The sequence below is a fragment of the Rhizobium sp. O111 genome (assembly GCF_055616315.1).
The window spans coordinates 3238245-3253857 of sequence record NZ_JBSHXL010000001.1 but is presented as its reverse complement, the minus strand read 5'-3'; the positions used below and the strand labels follow the sequence as shown (position 1 = coordinate 3253857).

General features: G+C 63.3%; 15 protein-coding genes. 12 read left to right on the top strand and 3 right to left on the bottom strand.

The genetic code is table 11. The features are described 5' to 3' along the window. The first annotated feature begins 62 nt into the window (after nucleotides 1–62). From ACVTFQ_RS16290 to ACVTFQ_RS16270, 5 genes are all read left to right on the top strand, one after another. Nucleotides 63–506: a hypothetical protein gene (locus tag ACVTFQ_RS16290; RefSeq protein ID WP_313760726.1), complete on the top strand. Its 444-nt coding sequence runs from the start codon at nucleotides 63–65 to the stop codon at nucleotides 504–506. After that, nucleotides 503–1255 (top strand): SDR family oxidoreductase, encoded by a 753-nt coding sequence (locus ACVTFQ_RS16285; protein WP_111562560.1) that lies wholly within the window; start codon nucleotides 503–505, stop codon nucleotides 1253–1255. Before ACVTFQ_RS16290 ends, ACVTFQ_RS16285 begins: the two co-directional genes overlap by 4 nt. A gap of 31 nt (nucleotides 1256–1286) precedes the next feature. Next, entirely contained in the window at nucleotides 1287–1925 is a 639-nt protein-coding gene (locus tag ACVTFQ_RS16280) for a LysE family translocator (RefSeq protein ID WP_047509208.1), read from the top strand. A 26-nt stretch (nucleotides 1926–1951) separates the two neighbouring features. Continuing rightward, on the top strand, nucleotides 1952–3358 hold the full coding sequence (gene lpdA, locus ACVTFQ_RS16275) for a dihydrolipoyl dehydrogenase (protein ID WP_111562559.1): 1407 nt from the start codon (nucleotides 1952–1954) through the stop codon (nucleotides 3356–3358). A gap of 121 nt (nucleotides 3359–3479) precedes the next feature. Next, entirely contained in the window at nucleotides 3480–3740 is a 261-nt protein-coding gene (locus ACVTFQ_RS16270; RefSeq protein WP_181459260.1) for a type II toxin-antitoxin system ParD family antitoxin, read from the top strand. Between the two features lie 302 nt (nucleotides 3741–4042). Here the strand turns inward: ACVTFQ_RS16270 and ACVTFQ_RS16265 are convergent, their stop codons facing one another. From ACVTFQ_RS16265 to ACVTFQ_RS16255, 3 genes are all read right to left on the bottom strand, one after another. Beyond that, nucleotides 4043–5110 (bottom strand): IS5 family transposase, encoded by a 1068-nt coding sequence (locus ACVTFQ_RS16265; RefSeq protein WP_162718251.1) that lies wholly within the window; start codon nucleotides 5108–5110, stop codon nucleotides 4043–4045. A gap of 117 nt (nucleotides 5111–5227) precedes the next feature. Continuing rightward, entirely contained in the window at nucleotides 5228–6316 is a 1089-nt protein-coding gene (locus ACVTFQ_RS16260; protein WP_111565149.1) for a TraB/GumN family protein, read from the bottom strand. Nucleotides 6317–6402: 86 nt separating this feature from the next. Next, on the bottom strand, nucleotides 6403–7338 hold the full coding sequence (locus tag ACVTFQ_RS16255; RefSeq protein ID WP_112437162.1) for a tyrosine recombinase XerC: 936 nt from the start codon (nucleotides 7336–7338) through the stop codon (nucleotides 6403–6405). Nucleotides 7339–7480: 142 nt separating this feature from the next. Between ACVTFQ_RS16255 and ACVTFQ_RS16250 the strand changes: the two genes are divergently transcribed. From ACVTFQ_RS16250 to ACVTFQ_RS16220, 7 genes are all read left to right on the top strand, one after another. Beyond that, nucleotides 7481–8428: a GNAT family N-acetyltransferase gene (locus ACVTFQ_RS16250; protein WP_111565147.1), complete on the top strand. Its 948-nt coding sequence runs from the start codon at nucleotides 7481–7483 to the stop codon at nucleotides 8426–8428. 22 nt (nucleotides 8429–8450) lie between these two features. Next, the gene (locus tag ACVTFQ_RS16245; protein WP_111565146.1) at nucleotides 8451–9596 is read left to right on the top strand and encodes an AAA family ATPase; all 1146 of its coding nucleotides are present in this window, start codon (nucleotides 8451–8453) and stop codon (nucleotides 9594–9596) included. A gap of 54 nt (nucleotides 9597–9650) precedes the next feature. Next, nucleotides 9651–11864 (top strand): primosomal protein N', encoded by a 2214-nt coding sequence (locus tag ACVTFQ_RS16240; protein WP_111565145.1) that lies wholly within the window; start codon nucleotides 9651–9653, stop codon nucleotides 11862–11864. A gap of 80 nt (nucleotides 11865–11944) precedes the next feature. Then, nucleotides 11945–12334: an AGROH133_08824 family phage infection protein gene (locus ACVTFQ_RS16235; RefSeq protein ID WP_111565144.1), complete on the top strand. Its 390-nt coding sequence runs from the start codon at nucleotides 11945–11947 to the stop codon at nucleotides 12332–12334. A 254-nt stretch (nucleotides 12335–12588) separates the two neighbouring features. Next, nucleotides 12589–13155, top strand: coding sequence for a F0F1 ATP synthase subunit delta (locus ACVTFQ_RS16230; RefSeq protein ID WP_026283540.1), 567 nt, complete (start codon nucleotides 12589–12591; stop codon nucleotides 13153–13155). Beyond that, nucleotides 13155–14684, top strand: a complete 1530-nt coding sequence (gene atpA, locus ACVTFQ_RS16225; protein WP_018901475.1) for a F0F1 ATP synthase subunit alpha — start codon at nucleotides 13155–13157, stop codon at nucleotides 14682–14684. The genes ACVTFQ_RS16230 and atpA overlap by 1 nt, the downstream gene beginning before the upstream one ends. 26 nt (nucleotides 14685–14710) lie before the next feature. Then, complete coding sequence (locus ACVTFQ_RS16220; protein ID WP_018901476.1) at nucleotides 14711–15595, top strand: F0F1 ATP synthase subunit gamma; 885 nt, start codon at nucleotides 14711–14713, stop codon at nucleotides 15593–15595. Nucleotides 15596–15613 lie beyond the last annotated feature (18 nt).

The following is a 15613-nucleotide window of genomic DNA, read 5'->3' as shown; positions in this document are numbered from 1 at the left end:
GTCGCCCCGTGGCGCGTGCGGCTGCGCTCGTGCTTGCCGCCACGCTTTGCGGCCAGCCGCTGATGGCGGCGGAGTGCAATCAGGCCAATGCGGTCTATACCGATCGCGACGGCGCCTACGAGCTGCGCTTCACGCCGATCGCGACAGCCGCGGCCGCCGCCAGCAACCGCTTCACGGTCAAGATTTTAAAGACGCCGCTTACGCTCGATGGCTATGTCATGCCGTCTGAAGATCCGGCGCGGTCGCTTGCGATGGTCATGTTCAAATGCCCTGACGGGGACGCGACGGGGGCCGATCTCGAGGCCTGCACGATCTGGCAGGGCATGGTCTACGGCATCGACGCCAAGGGCACGCTCGACAACCTGCAGCCCGAAGCCGGGCAGGCGGCCGACAAGATCCTCTTCCCCGGCATCGGCCCGGCCATTCGCGCCTCCTCGATCTGGGGCAAGGGCAAGGCATCGGTGGCGCCCTGGGATGTGCTCGACTTCAAGGAATGTGCGTCATGAGTGACCAACCCGTTCTTCTCGTGACCGGCGGCAGCCGCGGCATCGGGGCCGCGATCTCATTGCTGGCCGCCGCCAAGGGCTGGCGTGTCGCGGTGAACTATGCCGCCAACAAGGCTGCGGCCGACGAGGTCGTGGCGAAGATCAAGGCCGGCGGCGGTGACGCTATTGCGATCAAAGGCGATGTCGGCGAGGCGTCCGATATCACGCAGATGTTCGAAGCCATCGACCGCCACTTCGGCCGGCTGGACGGGCTTGCCAACAATGCCGGCATCGTCGATGCGCCTGCTCGTATCGACGAGATGTCGGTGGCGCGCATCGAGCGGATGATGCGCATCAACATTACCGGCTCGATCCTTTGCGCGGCCGAGGCTGTGCGCCGCATGTCGACCAAACATGGCGGCAAGGGCGGGGCGATCGTCAATATTTCCTCGATGGCGGCAATCATCGGCTCACCCTCGCAATATGTCGACTACGCCGCCTCCAAGGCCGCGATCGACACCTTCACCATCGGTCTGGCCCGCGAAGTGGCGACCGAGGGCGTGCGCGTCAACGCCGTACGCCCTGGGGTCATCGACACCGAAATCCACGCTTCCGGCGGCCTGCCGGATCGGGCGCGCGACATGGCGCCGAGTATTCCGATGCAGCGCGCCGGCACGGCGGAAGAGATCGCCGACGCGGTGCTTTATCTGCTATCCAAGGACGCATCCTACGTCACCGGCGCGATCCTCAATGTCAGCGGCGGCCGATGATCGGATTCATCATTTCAAGGGCGGTATGAGCATGCAGTATGTTCTCGAATTTCTCGGCCTGATGGCCGTCTTCTCGATCTTCATCGTCGTGCCGGGCGCCGACTTCGCTGTCATCCTGCGCCAGAGCATCGTGCATGGCCGCCGCGCCGCGATCATGACCGGCATCGGCATGGGCTTCTCGCTGCTCTTCCACATCAGCTACACGATCCTCGGCCTCGGGCTGATCGTGTCGCAGTCGCTGATGCTGTTTGCGATGATCAAGTGGGCGGGTGTCGCCTATCTCGTCTATCTCGGCATCAAGTCGTTCCGCGCGCCGGGCTTCAACGTGGCCGAGATCAAGGTCAGCGAAGAGGATCGCAAGCCGATCTCGGCGCTGCGCTGCCTCGGCATGGGCTTCATCACCAATGCGCTGAACCCGAAGCCGGTGCTGTTCTTCCTGTCGCTGTTTTCGACGCTCGTTCATCACGACACGCCCGGCCTCATCCAGTTCAGCTACGGCATCGGCATGGCGACCGCTCTGGTCGCCTGGTTTGCCGCCGTCTCCACCTTCTTCACCGTCAAGGCCGTGCGCGATCGCTTCATCGCCAGCGGCAAATGGTTCAACCGCATTACCGGCGCCGCTCTGGTCGGCTTCGGCTTCCGCCTCGCGCTCGCCCGCGCGGCGGATTAAGCAAATAACGAAAAGGAAAAGCAACAATGTCCTATGATGTGATCGTTATCGGAACCGGCCCCGGCGGCTATGTCGCTGCCATCAAGGCGGCCCAGCTCGGCCTCAAGGTCGCCGTCGTCGAAAAGCGCGCGACCTTCGGCGGCACCTGCCTCAATGTCGGCTGCATTCCCTCCAAGGCGCTGCTGCACGCGTCGGAAATGTTCCATCAGGCCGGCCACGGCATGGACGCGCTCGGCATCGAGGTCGCGGCGCCGAAGCTGAACCTCGACAAGATGATGGCCCACAAGGACGCCACCGTGAAGTCGAACGTCGACGGCGTCGCTTTCCTGTTCAAGAAGAACAAGATCGACAGCTTCATCGGCACCGGCAAGATCGTCTCGGCCGGTAAGGTCTCGGTTACGGCCGAGGACGGCAAGGTCCAGGAAATCGAAGGCAAGAACATCGTCATCGCCACCGGCTCCGACGTCGCCGGCATCCCCGGCGTGAAGGTCGATATCGACGAGAAGGTGATCGTTTCCTCCACCGGCGCGATCGCGCTCGACAAGGTGCCTGAGACGATGATTGTCGTCGGCGGCGGCGTCATCGGCCTCGAGCTCGGCTCTGTGTGGTCGCGCCTCGGCGCCAAGGTCACCGTCATCGAATATCTCGACAAGATCCTCGGCGCGATGGACGGCGACGTCTCCAAGCAGTTCCAGCGCATGCTCGCCAAGCAGGGCGTCGACATCAACCTGAGCTCCAAGGTGACGGGCGTCGAAAAGGGTGGCAAGGGCGCGAAGGTGACCTTCGAGCCGGTCGCCGGCGGCGCCGCGCAGACGGTCGAAGCCGATGTCGTGCTGATCTCCACCGGCCGCATTCCCTACACGGCTGGCCTCGGTCTCGAAGAAGCGGGCGTTGCGCTCGACAATCGTGGCCGCGTCGAGATCGACGGTCACTTCCGCACCAATGTTGCCGGCATCTACGCGATCGGCGACGTGGTGAAGGGCCCGATGCTGGCGCACAAGGCTGAAGACGAAGGCGTGGCGCTTGCCGAAATCCTCGCCGGCCAGCATGGCCATGTGAACTACGACGTGATCCCGAGCGTCGTCTACACGCAGCCCGAAGTCGCCTCCGTCGGCAAGACCGAGGAAGAGCTGAAGGCTGCTGGCGTCGCCTACAAGGTCGGCAAGTTCCCGTTCACGGCAAACGGGCGCGCGCGCGCCATGCTGGCGACGGATGGCTTCGTGAAGATCCTGTCGGACAAGACCACCGACCGCGTCCTCGGCGGCCACATCGTCGGCTTCGGCGCCGGCGAAATGATCCACGAGATCGCCGTCCTGATGGAATTCGGCGGCTCCGCCGAAGACCTCGGCCGCACCTGCCACGCGCACCCGACCATGTCGGAAGCGGTGAAGGAAGCGGCGCTGGCGGCGTTCTTCAAGCCGATCCATATGTAAGGCTTTGCCATAAGTTTCGAAGAGGCCGTGGTTCGAGAGGACTGCGGCCTTTTTCGCTTGGCTAACAATAATTGTTAGGCCTTGTTGGGTGTGTTACTCTTTCATCATGAAAGCCACCAACATGCGCACCCTTACCATTTCGCTCACGCCGCATCAGGCTGCAAAAATGCAGGATGCGGTCGATAGCGGCGGCTATGCGTCCAACAGCGAAATCGTTCGCGACGCCCTTCGCCTTTGGGAACAGCGCGAGGAAATCCGGCAGCTGGAAATCGCGCGACTGAAACGAGCCTATGACGAGGGGATTGCCAGCGGCGAAGGACGTGAAGTCGACGCCGATGTTCTGCTGGCCGAACTCAAGGCGGAAAAGCGATCACGTGGGTAAGTAAACGCTCAGCCCTCTTGCGGTTTGGTGTTTGCCATAGAAGCGCAAGTTCAGCGGTAATCGCCGAGCTCGTGGCCCCCTCATCCGCCTGCCGGCACCTTCTCCCCGTTGGGGAGAAGAGATTCGTGGTGGGTCGCTCGCGCCAACCTCCCCTTCTCGCCAACGGGAGCCGTTGCAAAATACGCGATCGCGGCAGCTCTATGGCGAACCGACCTGCCCTTTTCCCCGCTCAATGCCTTGAGCGGGGTTTTTGTTGGCTTCAGGCTGGCGTTTTCAGGTTTGCGGGCGCAGTTCGGCCTTGGTCACGTCGCCATCGTCACCCAGCGGCGCATGTTGAAGGCGATCGTCGCCATCAGCACCTGGGCCCGCGCCTTGACGAGCCCGCGATAACGGATCAGCCCGAGGCCCATGCGATGCTTGAGCGTGGCGAAGGTCGTCTCAACGGCCGCACGACGTTTCGATATCATCCGGTTGAGGCGGGCAAGCCTTGGCGGCAGGACGCGGTGATGCCGGTTGGGCCGGCGCATCAGCCGCGGCTTGATGCCCTGGCTCCTCAGGGCCTTCTCGCGTGCATGGGTATGATAGGCGCTGTCGGCCAGCACGCAGGATTCGTCGCCGGTAATCAGAAGGTCGGCGACGACGGTGTCGTTGACATTGGCCGGCGTGGTCACGACCCTCAGGATCAGGCCGGATCCTTCATCGACCCCGACATGAGCCTTGTAACCATAGGCCGAACCTGCCTTGCCCTTGCGCTGCGTGAACCGCGCATCCGGATCGCTCGGTGCCTGACGCGGCAACCGCTCGCCCGGCTCGTCCCCGTCCGAACCGGACGCGTCGGCATCGAGATTGGCATTGGCATCAAGGTCGCCATTGCGACCGCGAGGCGGGCGGGCCGCCGTCGTCTCGATCACCGTCGCATCCAGCATCGTGCCACGCCGCAGGATCAGACCGGCGGCATCCAACTGCCGGTCGAGCTCGGCAAACAGCTTGTCCAGCAGCGCTTCGCTGATCAAAAGGTTGCGAAATCGGCACAGCGTTGAGTGATCCGGAAAAGCTTCATCCAGAGCAAGGCCGACGAAACGCTTGAACGACAACCGGTCGCACAACGCTTCCTCAAGCTCCATGTCCGAGAGGCCGTATAGCGACTGCAGAAGCAGCGCCTTGAACATCACCAGCGGTCTATAAGCGGGCCGACCGGCGCCCTTGCCCGTGTCATCACGCAGCCGCGCAAGGTGCTTCTCGAAACGGTACCACCTCACCAGCGACGACAACTTGTCCAGCCGACCCGACCCTTTGCCCTGAGGGATCAACGCATCGGCGAAACTGAACTGGCCACCATCCCGAACCGACATCGCATCATCTCCGCTCATCGCTAAGACAGAGAATCACAACGGTGAGATTTTGCAACGGCTCCCAACGGGGAGAAGGTGGCCCGAAGGGTCGGATGAGTGGGCTACACGGTAGGACGTTTGCCTGCCTCAGTGCCCTCAATTCACCGCCGTCACCGTAAAGCCTTGCTTGCGCAAGAGCTCGATCACGCCACCTTCGCCGGGAAGATGCAAGGCGCCGACGGCCATGAAGACGTTGCCGGTGGCCAGGATCGGGGCGGCGCGTTCGGCCATGATCTTGTTGCGGTCGAGGATGATGCGCTGCTCGAAGGCGGCGTAGTCGCTGCTGTCGTCGGCGCCCTCGGGCGTGACCGTCTTCAGCATCGGCATGGTCATGCCGATATCGCCGGAGAGGTAGAGATCGGTCATGGTCTCGACCACGTCGTTCATCTTCGAGCCGAGTTCCAGTGTTTCGATCAGCGACTTCATGTGGAATTCGGTGGGCAGTTCGGCCATGGCCTGAAGCTGTTCGGCGAGCGTTTCCAGGCCCTTGACCTGCTTGCCCTGGGCGGCCGCGTCGGTGGCGATCTTCTGGTCGAGGAACTGGACGCCCTTGGCCTTGCGGGCCATTTCGCAGGCGGGTAGCGCAACGACGCTCGAGATCATCCATGGGCGCATGCGTGAGACGGCTGCGAGCGGAATGCCGCGGGTCTTCAGGCCGGCCTCGAGGCGGGTGTAATCCTCGGGCGAGAGCAGCTTGTCGATGGTCGTGCCGTCGGTGAACATCATCAGGTCGGGCTTCATCATGAGCGCCGCCGAGGCCTTCTTCTCGTCGAGGATCTCGTCGGATTCAATCACGATGGTGTCGGCGGCATCATGGGCGGCCTTCGTGCGCGGCGGCAGGTCGAGGACGCGCGGATCGGTGACGTGCATGCTGCCGAGCAGCCAGGACGGCTTGATGCCCGGCTTTTCGATCTTCCAGAAGATGCCCTTGCCGTTCGGCACGGCGTCGGCTTCCTTCACCGCCTGCTCGTAGCGCGCGGGATCGCTGACCTTCAGGTCGTCGAGGATGTTGCGGCCGGTGCAGCTTGCGTCGTCCGCGGCTGACGCCGGCGAGATGGAGACGAGGGTGGCGATCAGCAGTGCTGCGGCCAGCACATGGACGGCAGCGATCAGCCATAGCACGATGTTGCCGAAGCGAGCCGGCAAGGCGGTGGAAAGGCTGCGGTGGCCGAGGGAGATCGTCATGATGGTGTTCCGGTCACAAAGGATTTGCCACAAGCTTTACGCGCGGGGCTCATCATATTCCTTTAAGGGAACAGGTTAACAAAGGATTACGCCCGAGGGTGGGCGCGGTCGTAAACGTCGAGAAGGCGCGAGGCGTCCACACCCGTATAGACCTGTGTGGTCGACAGGCTGGCATGGCCGAGCAGTTCCTGGATGGTGCGGAGATCGCCGCCGCCGGCCAGGAGATGGGTGGCGAAGGAGTGGCGCAGCGCGTGGGGGGTGGCGGTCTCCGGCAGGCCGAAGGCGCTGCGCATCGTGCGCATGGTGCGCTGGATGATCGCCTGTTGCAGCTTGCCGCCGCGCGCACCGCGAAACAGCGGCTGGTCGGCGGTGAGATGATAGGGGCAAAGCTTTCGGTATTTGTCGACCGCCTCGAAGACGATTGGAAGCAGCGGCACCAGGCGGGTCTTGTTGCCTTTACCTGTTATGCGCAGCGTCGTGGCGCCTGGCGTGATGTCACCGGGCAGGAGATCGAGCGCTTCGGAGATGCGCAGGCCGCAGCCGTAGAGCAGGGTCATGACGGCGGCGTCGCGGGCGGCGATCCAGGGTTCCTCGTGCAGTTGCGCTTCGTTGCTGACGACGGTGACGGCCTGGGTGTCAGAGAGCGGCTTGGGGAGCGATTTCGGCTGCTTCGGCGAGCGGATGGCGCCGGCGCCGGCGGCATTCACCAGTCCCTTCTTTTCGAGATAGCGCAGCAGTGATCGCAGGCCGGCGAGATTGCGGCCGAGCGAGCGGGCGCCTGTGCCGTCGCGGCGGCGGGCGGCGAGGAAGGCGCGGAAATCGGCGGGCCGCAGCGCCTCGATATCCTTGAGCGTCGTCGGGCCGGCGAGATGGCCGGTCAGGAAGGTCAGGAACTGGCGGGTGTCGCGCTCATAGGCGTCGAGCGTGTGCTGCGACAGACGTCTTTCGCCGGCTAGGCTTTGCAGCCAGGTGGCGCGTTCCGCCATCAGCCGCGCGTCGGCCATGATCAGGAGTTCATTCACGTTTCCGCCTCTTGAATTTGCCAGCCAGACCGCCAATTTTGCCTGAGGGACGGTTATGGAATCGCTAACATCGGCCAAGTGCCTGTCATGCTTCGATCATAATAATCGCGATAACTGGTTTCCCAACGAGGCAGGATCTTGCATGGCACGGCGCCAAAACACGACGGCATTCGGACAATTCGCAGAAACGATCGCGCTCGTTTCCCAAGGCAGACCCGGACATATCGTCGACACGCTGATCGCCGAACGCGGACAACGCATCGTCGGCCACCCGCTGTGGCCCGTCATGCGGCCGTTTCTCTATACGCTGCTGCGCTACAACAAGGCGATGACCTTCGCCAACGACATCGCCAACATGCCGGGCTTCCAGTGCTTCGAGTATATGAGCAATTTGCTCAATCTCGATATCGGCGTGACCAATGCCGAGCGGATTCCCGACAAGGGCGGCTTCATTCTCGTCAGCAATCATCCGACCGGGATCGCCGATGGCGTCGCGGTGTTCGATCTCCTGAAGACGCGGCGGCCCGACATGATGGTATTCGCCAACCGTGATGCGGTGCGCGTCAATCCGCGCTTTGCCGAGATGATCATTCCGGTGGAATGGCGCGACGAGCACAAGAGCAAGCTGAAAGCGCGCGAGACGCTGCAGCTGACGAACCATGCGGTGCGCGAGGGCAAGGCGACGGTGCTGTTTCCCTCCGGGCGCATCGCCTACTGGGCGAATGGCCGGCTCAACGAACGGCCGTGGAAGACCTCGGCCGTCGGGCTGGCACGCAAGTACAATCTGCCGATCCTGCCTGTCCATATGACGGCACGCAATTCCGGACTGTTCTACTGGTTCGCCAAGTGGTCGACGGAGCTGCGCGATATGACGGTGTTTCACGAGCTCCTCAACAAGCGCGGCGACCGCTTCGATTTTATCATCGGCGACATGATCCCGGTCGAGCATCTGGATGGCGATATCAACGACGTCACAAGGGCGCTGGAGACGCACACCGTCGAGGCGCTGAAGCGCGACGGCGACGCGCGGTTCCAGCCTCTCGTCGAGCCGAGCGTGCCCGAGATGGCCGATGCCCATTCATTTCGCTGAGCGGATGGGGTAAAGCGGGGTCATGCAACTCCGCTCCATGTTCGCCCAGAATTACCGGTCGCTCCGCTCGATCCGCATGGATCTGTCGGAGACCTCGCTGTTTCTCGGCGAGAACGGGGTCGGCAAATCCAATCTCTATCGTGCGCTGCAGCTGGTCCAGGCGGCCGTCACCGGGCGGCTGGTGCGCGAGCTTGCGGCCGAGGGCGGCATGTTCTCGGTGCTGTGGTCGGGCACGCGCAAGCAGAATGAAGGGCCGGCGCGGGTGCGGCTCGAGGTCGAGCTTCTGGACGAAGAGCGGGCCGTCACGTTTCGCTACAGGGTCGAGGTCGGGTTGCGTCCGCCAGAGGCGGCTGCCGGGTTTCCGCTGGAGCCGCAGGTGAAGGCCGAGGAGCTGATCGTCGATCACGGGCGGCCGGTCACCATGATGAAGCGGGCGGGGCCTTCCATCCAGGTGCGCGATGGCGCCGGGCGGATGCAGGATTATCCGGACCAGGCGCTGACGTCGGAGACGGCGATGGCGCTGCTTGGCGATGCCGGGCATTTCCCTGAAATTGCCGCCTTTCGCCGGGTGGTGGCCAACTGGCGCTTCTTTCATGGCTTCCGCACCGACCGCGCCTCGCCGCTGCGCCAGCCCTGCCTTGCCGTGACCGGGCCGATGCTGGATGAGGACGGCGCCAATCTGGCGGCGGTGTTCGCGACGCTGAGGCACACCAGGCAGGATACGGTCGATCTCGATCGTGTGGTCGCCTCGGCCTTCGGCGGCGCGCGGCTCGTGGTGCCGGAGCCGGAGGAGACGGCGTCGTTCGGGCTCGCCTTTCCCGATTTTCCGCACCGGGTGTTCCAGCCGCGCGAACTGTCGGACGGGCAGATCCGCTTTCTCGGGCTGGCGGCGGCACTGCTGTCCTATCGCCTGCCGCCGCTGATCGCGCTCAACGAGCCCGAAGCGAGCCTGCATCCCGACATGCTGGAGCCGCTGGCGGACATGATCGCGACGGCATCGAAGAGCAGCCAGGTGTGGATCGTCACCCACTCCTCCCAGCTGGCGGAAGCCGTGCGCGAGCGCTGCGGGGTCAGGCCGCGCAAGGTGATCCGCGAAAACGGCGCCACCTGGATCGAGGGCATGCGGCTTACCGGCACCATTGCCGGCGAGGACGATGATGACGATTGATAGCGCGATGTCGCGGGTTTCATTTTGGTCTCGTTGCGGGCATGTTCGCGCCCGATGAGCATAGATTCGTCCGACCTCTTTGGCCCGATCGAGCCGCCGCCAGCCGTGCGCACGGTGTCGGTGCTCGTACCCATGCCGGCGCCCCGGCCCTATTCCTACTCGGTGCCCGAGGGCATGGCGGTGGAGCCCGGCTCCGTGGTGCAGGTGCCGCTTGGGCCACGCCAGGTGATGGGCGCCGTCTGGGAGGGAGGCGACGAGGGCGTTGATCCGAAGAAGCTTCGGCCGATCACCAAGGTGTTCGATTGCCCGCCGCTCTCCAAGGACATGCGCGATTTCGTCGATTGGGTCGCGAGCTACACGCTGTCGCCGCCGGGGCTGGTGGCGCGCATGGCGCTACGCGTGCCGAACGCGTTCGATCCGGAACCGATGGTCGAGGGGTTGCGCTTCGTGGGCGGCGAGCCGGAGCGGATGACGCCGGCGCGCGCCCGGGTGCTGGATACCGCCGGCGACGGGCTGTCGTGGACGCGCATCGGCCTGGCGCATGCAGCCGGCGTTTCGACCAGCGTGGTCGATGGCTTGATTGCGCAGGGGATCTTCGAGACGATCTTCTTGCCGCCGCCGCCGATCGTGGCGAAGCCGGATCCGGATTTCGCGCCGTCGCGGCTCGCCGGTCCGCAGAAGGAGGCGGCCGACGAGATCCTTGAAGAGGTCCGCAACGGGCAGTTCGCGGTGTCGTTGATTGATGGCGTTACGGGGTCGGGCAAGACCGAGGTCTATTTCGAGGCGATCGCCGAGACGCTGAAGCGCGGCAAGCAGGTGCTGATCCTGTTGCCGGAGATCGCGCTGACGGCCAGTTTCCTCGAGCGCTTCCAGGATCGCTTTGGGGCAAAGCCCGCCGAATGGCATTCCGATCTGGCGCCGAAGACGCGTGAGAAGGTCTGGCGCCAGGCTGTGACGGGGGAGGTCCGGGTCGTGGCGGGGGCGCGTTCGGCGCTGTTCCTGCCGTTCGAGGATCTCGGGCTGATCATCGTCGATGAAGAGCACGATCCCGCCTACAAGCAGGAAGACCGCGTCTATTACAATGCCCGCGACATGGCTGTGGTGCGCGCCCGGATCGGCGATTTCCCGCTCGTGCTGGTCTCGGCCACGCCGTCGGTGGAGAGCCAGGTCAACGGCCAGAGCGGGCGCTATACGACAATTCATCTTCCCACCCGCTTCGGCGACGCGGCGCTGCCGGACCTGCATCTGGTCGACATGCGCCGGCATGCGCCGGAGCGCGGAGGGTTCCTGTCGCCGGTGCTCTTGCGGGCGATCGGCAAGACGGTGGAGAAGAAGCAGCAGGCGCTGTTGTTCCTGAACCGTCGGGGCTATGCGCCGCTGACGCTCTGCCGGGTCTGCGGCCATCGCTTCCAGTGCCCGCAATGCTCCAGCTGGCTGGTCGAGCACCGGTTCAAGCGGCAGCTGCAGTGCCACCAGTGCGGTTATCACCAGCATACGCCCGAGGCCTGCCCGGAATGCGGCACGTTCGACCATCTCGTTGCCTGCGGGCCGGGGGTGGAGCGGATCGCGGAAGAGGTGGAGCGGCATTTTCCCGAGGCGCGGACCATCGTGCTCTCTTCCGATATCATGGGCGGGGTGAAGCGGCTCAGGCTGGAGCTCGACGCCATCGCCAAGGGCGAGGCGGATATCGTCATCGGCACGCAGCTGGTGGCCAAGGGGCATAACTTCCCGCTGATGACGCTTGTCGGCATCATCGATGCCGATCTCGGGCTGGCGAACGGCGATCCGCGCGCTGCCGAGCGGACCTTTCAGCTGTTGTCGCAGGTGACGGGCCGCGCCGGGCGTACGGGTCTGAAGAGCCACGGCTTGCTGCAGACCTACCAACCGCAGCACCCCGTGATGCAGGCGATCGTCTCGGGCGACGCGGGGGCCTTCTACGAACGCGAGATCGCCGAGCGCGAGCGGGCGATCCTGCCGCCGTTCGGGCGGCTGGCGTCGATCATCGTCTCGGCGGAAACCAGGCAGGATGCTGAGGGGCATGCGCGCAGCATGCGCAACGCAGCGCCTCAGGTGACGGGGATTTCCGTGCTCGGGCCGGCCGAAGCGCCGCTGGCGCTGGTGCGCGGACGCTATCGCTTCCGGCTCCTCGTGCATGGACGCCGGAACTCCGACATGCAGGCCTACCTGCGCACCATGCTGGCGCAATCGCCGAAAGAGCGCGGCTCCATTCACGTGCAGCTCGATATCGATCCGCAGAGCTTCCTTTAGAGTCCACTGATCTCGGGCGTTTGCGGCCTGCCGATATCATGGCATAAGGGCTGCAAATCACAGTGATTTGGGGTCACATCATGGAATTCTACTTTCCGACGGAGCTGGGCGAGCAGCTTGCCTTCGGTGCCGCCGCGTTTACCGCGCTTGCGGGCTTCATCATCATGTTCGCGCCGGGCTATGCGATGCGGCTCTTCGGGATGCAGGTGCGCGAGGGTCGTCGCGACGGTTATGCCGAGCTGCGCTCGATGGGCGGCTTCTATCTCGGCACCGGGCTGGCGGCGATCATGCTGGCGCAGAACTTCACCTATCTGGCGCTTGGCGCGGCGTTTGCGATGGCCGCATTCGCGCGCATCATCTCGCTGCTTTCCGACCGGGGAGGCACCATCATGAATTATGTACTTCTGGTTGTGCAGGTGATTTTGGCGGCGCTTCCGCTCGGCTATGTCTTCGGTTTCTTTTCCGCCTGAAACACGCCGATTTCGGAGTGACGGTCTGTGGACCGTGAACGGTTTCGGCATTTTTGCGGCAGAAATCGATGCTAAAATAGGATTACGGCGTTACGCGTGTTGCGAGTCCCGATATCCTATGTTAGACGGACCCCGAATTTCGGAAGAAGCAAGAGGCTTCTCTTGCGATTTCTGGGGGAAATCATAACGAATTCAAGAATTTAAATCAGGCGCCCGCCGGAGGCCGGATTCTTGGGTTGAAATCAGGGAAATTTGTGCCCGTGGCAGACACGTCCCAGCTTACATCTGGTGTTGCAGAGCGATATGCCTCGTCGCTGTTCGAACTGGCGCTCGAGGAGGGTGCAGTCGCGAACGTGACCGCCGATCTCGACCGTTTTCAGGCGATGTTGGACGAGAGCGACGATCTGAAGCGCTTCATCTCCAGCCCGGTTTTCTCGGCTGAAGATCAGCTGAAGACGATCATCGCGATCAGCGAAAAGGCTGGCATCAGCGGGTTCGTTGCAAACTTCCTGAAGGTCGTGGCGCGCAATCGCCGCCTGTTTGCTCTCCCGGGCATGATCAAGGCCTTCCGTGTCATCGCTGCCAAGCAGCGTGGCGAAATTACCGCCGAGGTTACCTCGGCCCATGCGCTCGACGCAGCGCAGGAAACTGAATTGAAGGCGGCGCTGAAGGGCGTCACCGGCAAAGACGTGGCGGTCAACGTCACGGTTGATCCGTCAATTCTTGGTGGTCTGATCGTGAAGGTCGGGTCCCGTCAGATTGATACGTCTCTTCGTACCAAACTCTCTACCCTTAAGCTTGCATTGAAAGAGGTTGGCTGATGGATATCCGCGCCGCGGAAATTTCCGCAATTCTCAAAGATCAGATTAAAAACTTCGGCAAAGAGGCGCAGGTCTCGGAAGTCGGTCAGGTGCTCTCCGTCGGTGACGGTATCGCTCGCGTATACGGTCTGGACAACGTCCAGGCCGGCGAGATGGTCGAGTTCCCGGGCGGCATCCGCGGCATGGCGCTGAACCTTGAAGCCGACAACGTTGGTGTCGTTATTTTCGGTTCTGACCGCGCCATCAAGGAAGGCGACACCGTCAAGCGTACGGGCGCCATCGTTGACGTTCCGGTTGGTCCGGAACTGCTCGGCCGCGTTGTCGACGCTCTCGGCAACCCGATCGACGGCAAGGGCCCGATCAACGCGACCCGCCGTGCGCGCGTCGACGTCAAGGCTCCGGGCATCATTCCGCGTAAGTCGGTTCATGAGCCGATGTCGACCGGCCTCAAGGCCATCGATGCGCTCATCCCGGTTGGCCGTGGCCAGCGCGAGCTCGTCATCGGCGACCGCCAGACCGGTAAGACCGCGATCATTCTCGACGCGATCCTGAACCAGAAGGCCATCCACGACAACGGCCCGGACAGCGAAAAGCTGTACTGCGTCTACGTCGCTATCGGCCAGAAGCGTTCGACCGTTGCCCAGTTCGTCAAGGTTCTCGAAGAACGTGGCGCAATGAAGTATTCGATCGTCGTTGCCGCGACCGCTTCGGACGCTGCTCCGATGCAGTACCTGGCACCGTTCGCCGGTTGCGCCATGGGCGAATACTTCCGCGACAACGGCCAGCACGCCCTGATCGGTTACGACGACCTTTCGAAGCAGGCTGTCGCCTATCGCCAGATGTCGCTTCTGCTGCGCCGCCCGCCGGGCCGCGAAGCTTACCCGGGCGACGTTTTCTACCTGCATTCGCGTCTCCTCGAGCGCGCTGCTAAGCTCTCCGACGAAATGGGCGCTGGCTCGCTGACGGCTCTGCCTGTCATCGAAACCCAGGGTAACGACGTTTCGGCGTTCATCCCGACCAACGTGATCTCGATCACCGACGGCCAGATCTTCCTCGAAACCGACCTGTTCTACCAGGGCATTCGTCCGGCCGTTAACGTCGGTCTGTCGGTTTCGCGCGTTGGTTCCGCCGCTCAGATCAAGGCCATGAAGCAGGTTGCCGGCTCGATCAAGGGCGAACTCGCCCAGTATCGCGAAATGGCCGCCTTCGCCCAGTTCGGCTCCGACCTCGATGCCTCGACGCAGCGCCTGCTGAACCGCGGCGCACGCCTGACCGAACTCCTGAAGCAGCCACAGTTCTCGCCGCTGAAGACGGAAGAACAGGTCGCGGTGATCTTCGCCGGCGTCAACGGTTACCTCGACAAGGTCGCGGTCAACCAGGTCGGCAAGTTCGAGCAGGGCCTGCTGTCGTACCTCCGTTCCGAAGGTTCGGCGATCCTCGACACGATCCGTAGCGAAAAGGCCATCAGCGACGATACGAAGGGCAAGCTCACCGCTGCCATCGACAGCTTCGCGAAGTCTTTCTCGTAATCGGACCCAGTTAGGACGGATCACGGATGCCTTCACTTAAGGATCTGAAAAACCGGATCGCCTCCGTCAAGGCGACGCAGAAGATCACCAAGGCGATGAAAATGGTCGCCGCGGCGAAGCTTCGGCGTGCGCAGGAGGCGGCCGAGGCCGCCCGGCCCTATTCGCAGCGGATGAGTGCGGTCTTGGCGAACATCGCCAATGCCGTCACCGATGCGGATGGTGCGCCGGCTCTCATGACCGGTACAGGCAAGGATCAGGTTCACCTGCTCGTTGTCTGCACGGCTGATCGCGGCCTCTGCGGCGGTTTCAACTCGCAGATTTCCCGTTTTGCCCGCGATCATGCCCGCAAGCTGACCGCAGAAGGCAAGACGGTAAAGATCTTCACTGTCGGCAAGAAGGGCTACGACAGCCTGCGCCGCGAATTCCTGCCGCTCATCGTCGAGCGCAAGGAACTCCGCGACGTCAAGCGTGTCGCCTTCGAAAACGCCGACAGCATCGGCAAGCGCATCATCGAGATGTACGAAGCCGGTGAATTCGACGTCTGCACGCTCTTCTATTCCGAGTTCAAGTCGGTGATCTCGCAGGTTCCGACGGCACAGCAGCTCATCCCGGCTTCGGCTGGCGAGGCGGTTGCCGAGGACGCGGCACATGCGGGCGCGGTCTACGAATACGAGCCAGATCCGGCATCGATCCTCGAGGATCTGATTCCACGCAACATCTCGGTCCAGATTTTCCGCGCGCTCCTTGAGAACGTCGCCGGCGAAATGGGCGCCAAGATGAGCGCGATGGACAATGCGACGCGTAACGCTGGTGAAATGATCAACAAGCTGACGCTTTCCTACAACCGTCAGCGCCAGGCTCAGATCACCAAGGAACTCATTGAAATCATTTCGGGCGCGGAAGCGCTCTGAGGTAAGGGAAAGAGGGTA

Excerpts from the sequence above, each read along its gene's own strand:
- ACVTFQ_RS16290 (WP_313760726.1), top strand. The coding sequence starts at position 63 with ATGGCGGCGGAGTGCAATCAGGCCAATGCGGTCTATACCGATCGCGAC.
- ACVTFQ_RS16260 (WP_111565149.1), bottom strand. The coding sequence starts at position 6,316 with ATGACGATCTCCCTCGGCCACCGCAGCCTTTCCACCGCCTTGCCGGCT.
- ACVTFQ_RS16270 (WP_181459260.1), top strand. The coding sequence starts at position 3,480 with ATGCGCACCCTTACCATTTCGCTCACGCCGCATCAGGCTGCAAAAATG.
- ACVTFQ_RS16245 (WP_111565146.1), top strand. The coding sequence starts at position 8,451 with ATGCAACTCCGCTCCATGTTCGCCCAGAATTACCGGTCGCTCCGCTCG.
- ACVTFQ_RS16265 (WP_162718251.1), bottom strand. The coding sequence starts at position 5,110 with ATGAGCGGAGATGATGCGATGTCGGTTCGGGATGGTGGCCAGTTCAGT.
- atpA (WP_018901475.1), top strand. The coding sequence starts at position 13,155 with ATGGATATCCGCGCCGCGGAAATTTCCGCAATTCTCAAAGATCAGATT.
- lpdA (WP_111562559.1), top strand. The coding sequence starts at position 1,952 with ATGTCCTATGATGTGATCGTTATCGGAACCGGCCCCGGCGGCTATGTC.
- ACVTFQ_RS16220 (WP_018901476.1), top strand. The coding sequence starts at position 14,711 with ATGCCTTCACTTAAGGATCTGAAAAACCGGATCGCCTCCGTCAAGGCG.
- ACVTFQ_RS16250 (WP_111565147.1), top strand. The coding sequence starts at position 7,481 with ATGGCACGGCGCCAAAACACGACGGCATTCGGACAATTCGCAGAAACG.
- ACVTFQ_RS16235 (WP_111565144.1), top strand. The coding sequence starts at position 11,945 with ATGGAATTCTACTTTCCGACGGAGCTGGGCGAGCAGCTTGCCTTCGGT.
- ACVTFQ_RS16240 (WP_111565145.1), top strand. The coding sequence starts at position 9,651 with ATGAGCATAGATTCGTCCGACCTCTTTGGCCCGATCGAGCCGCCGCCA.
- ACVTFQ_RS16285 (WP_111562560.1), top strand. The coding sequence starts at position 503 with ATGAGTGACCAACCCGTTCTTCTCGTGACCGGCGGCAGCCGCGGCATC.
- ACVTFQ_RS16280 (WP_047509208.1), top strand. The coding sequence starts at position 1,287 with ATGCAGTATGTTCTCGAATTTCTCGGCCTGATGGCCGTCTTCTCGATC.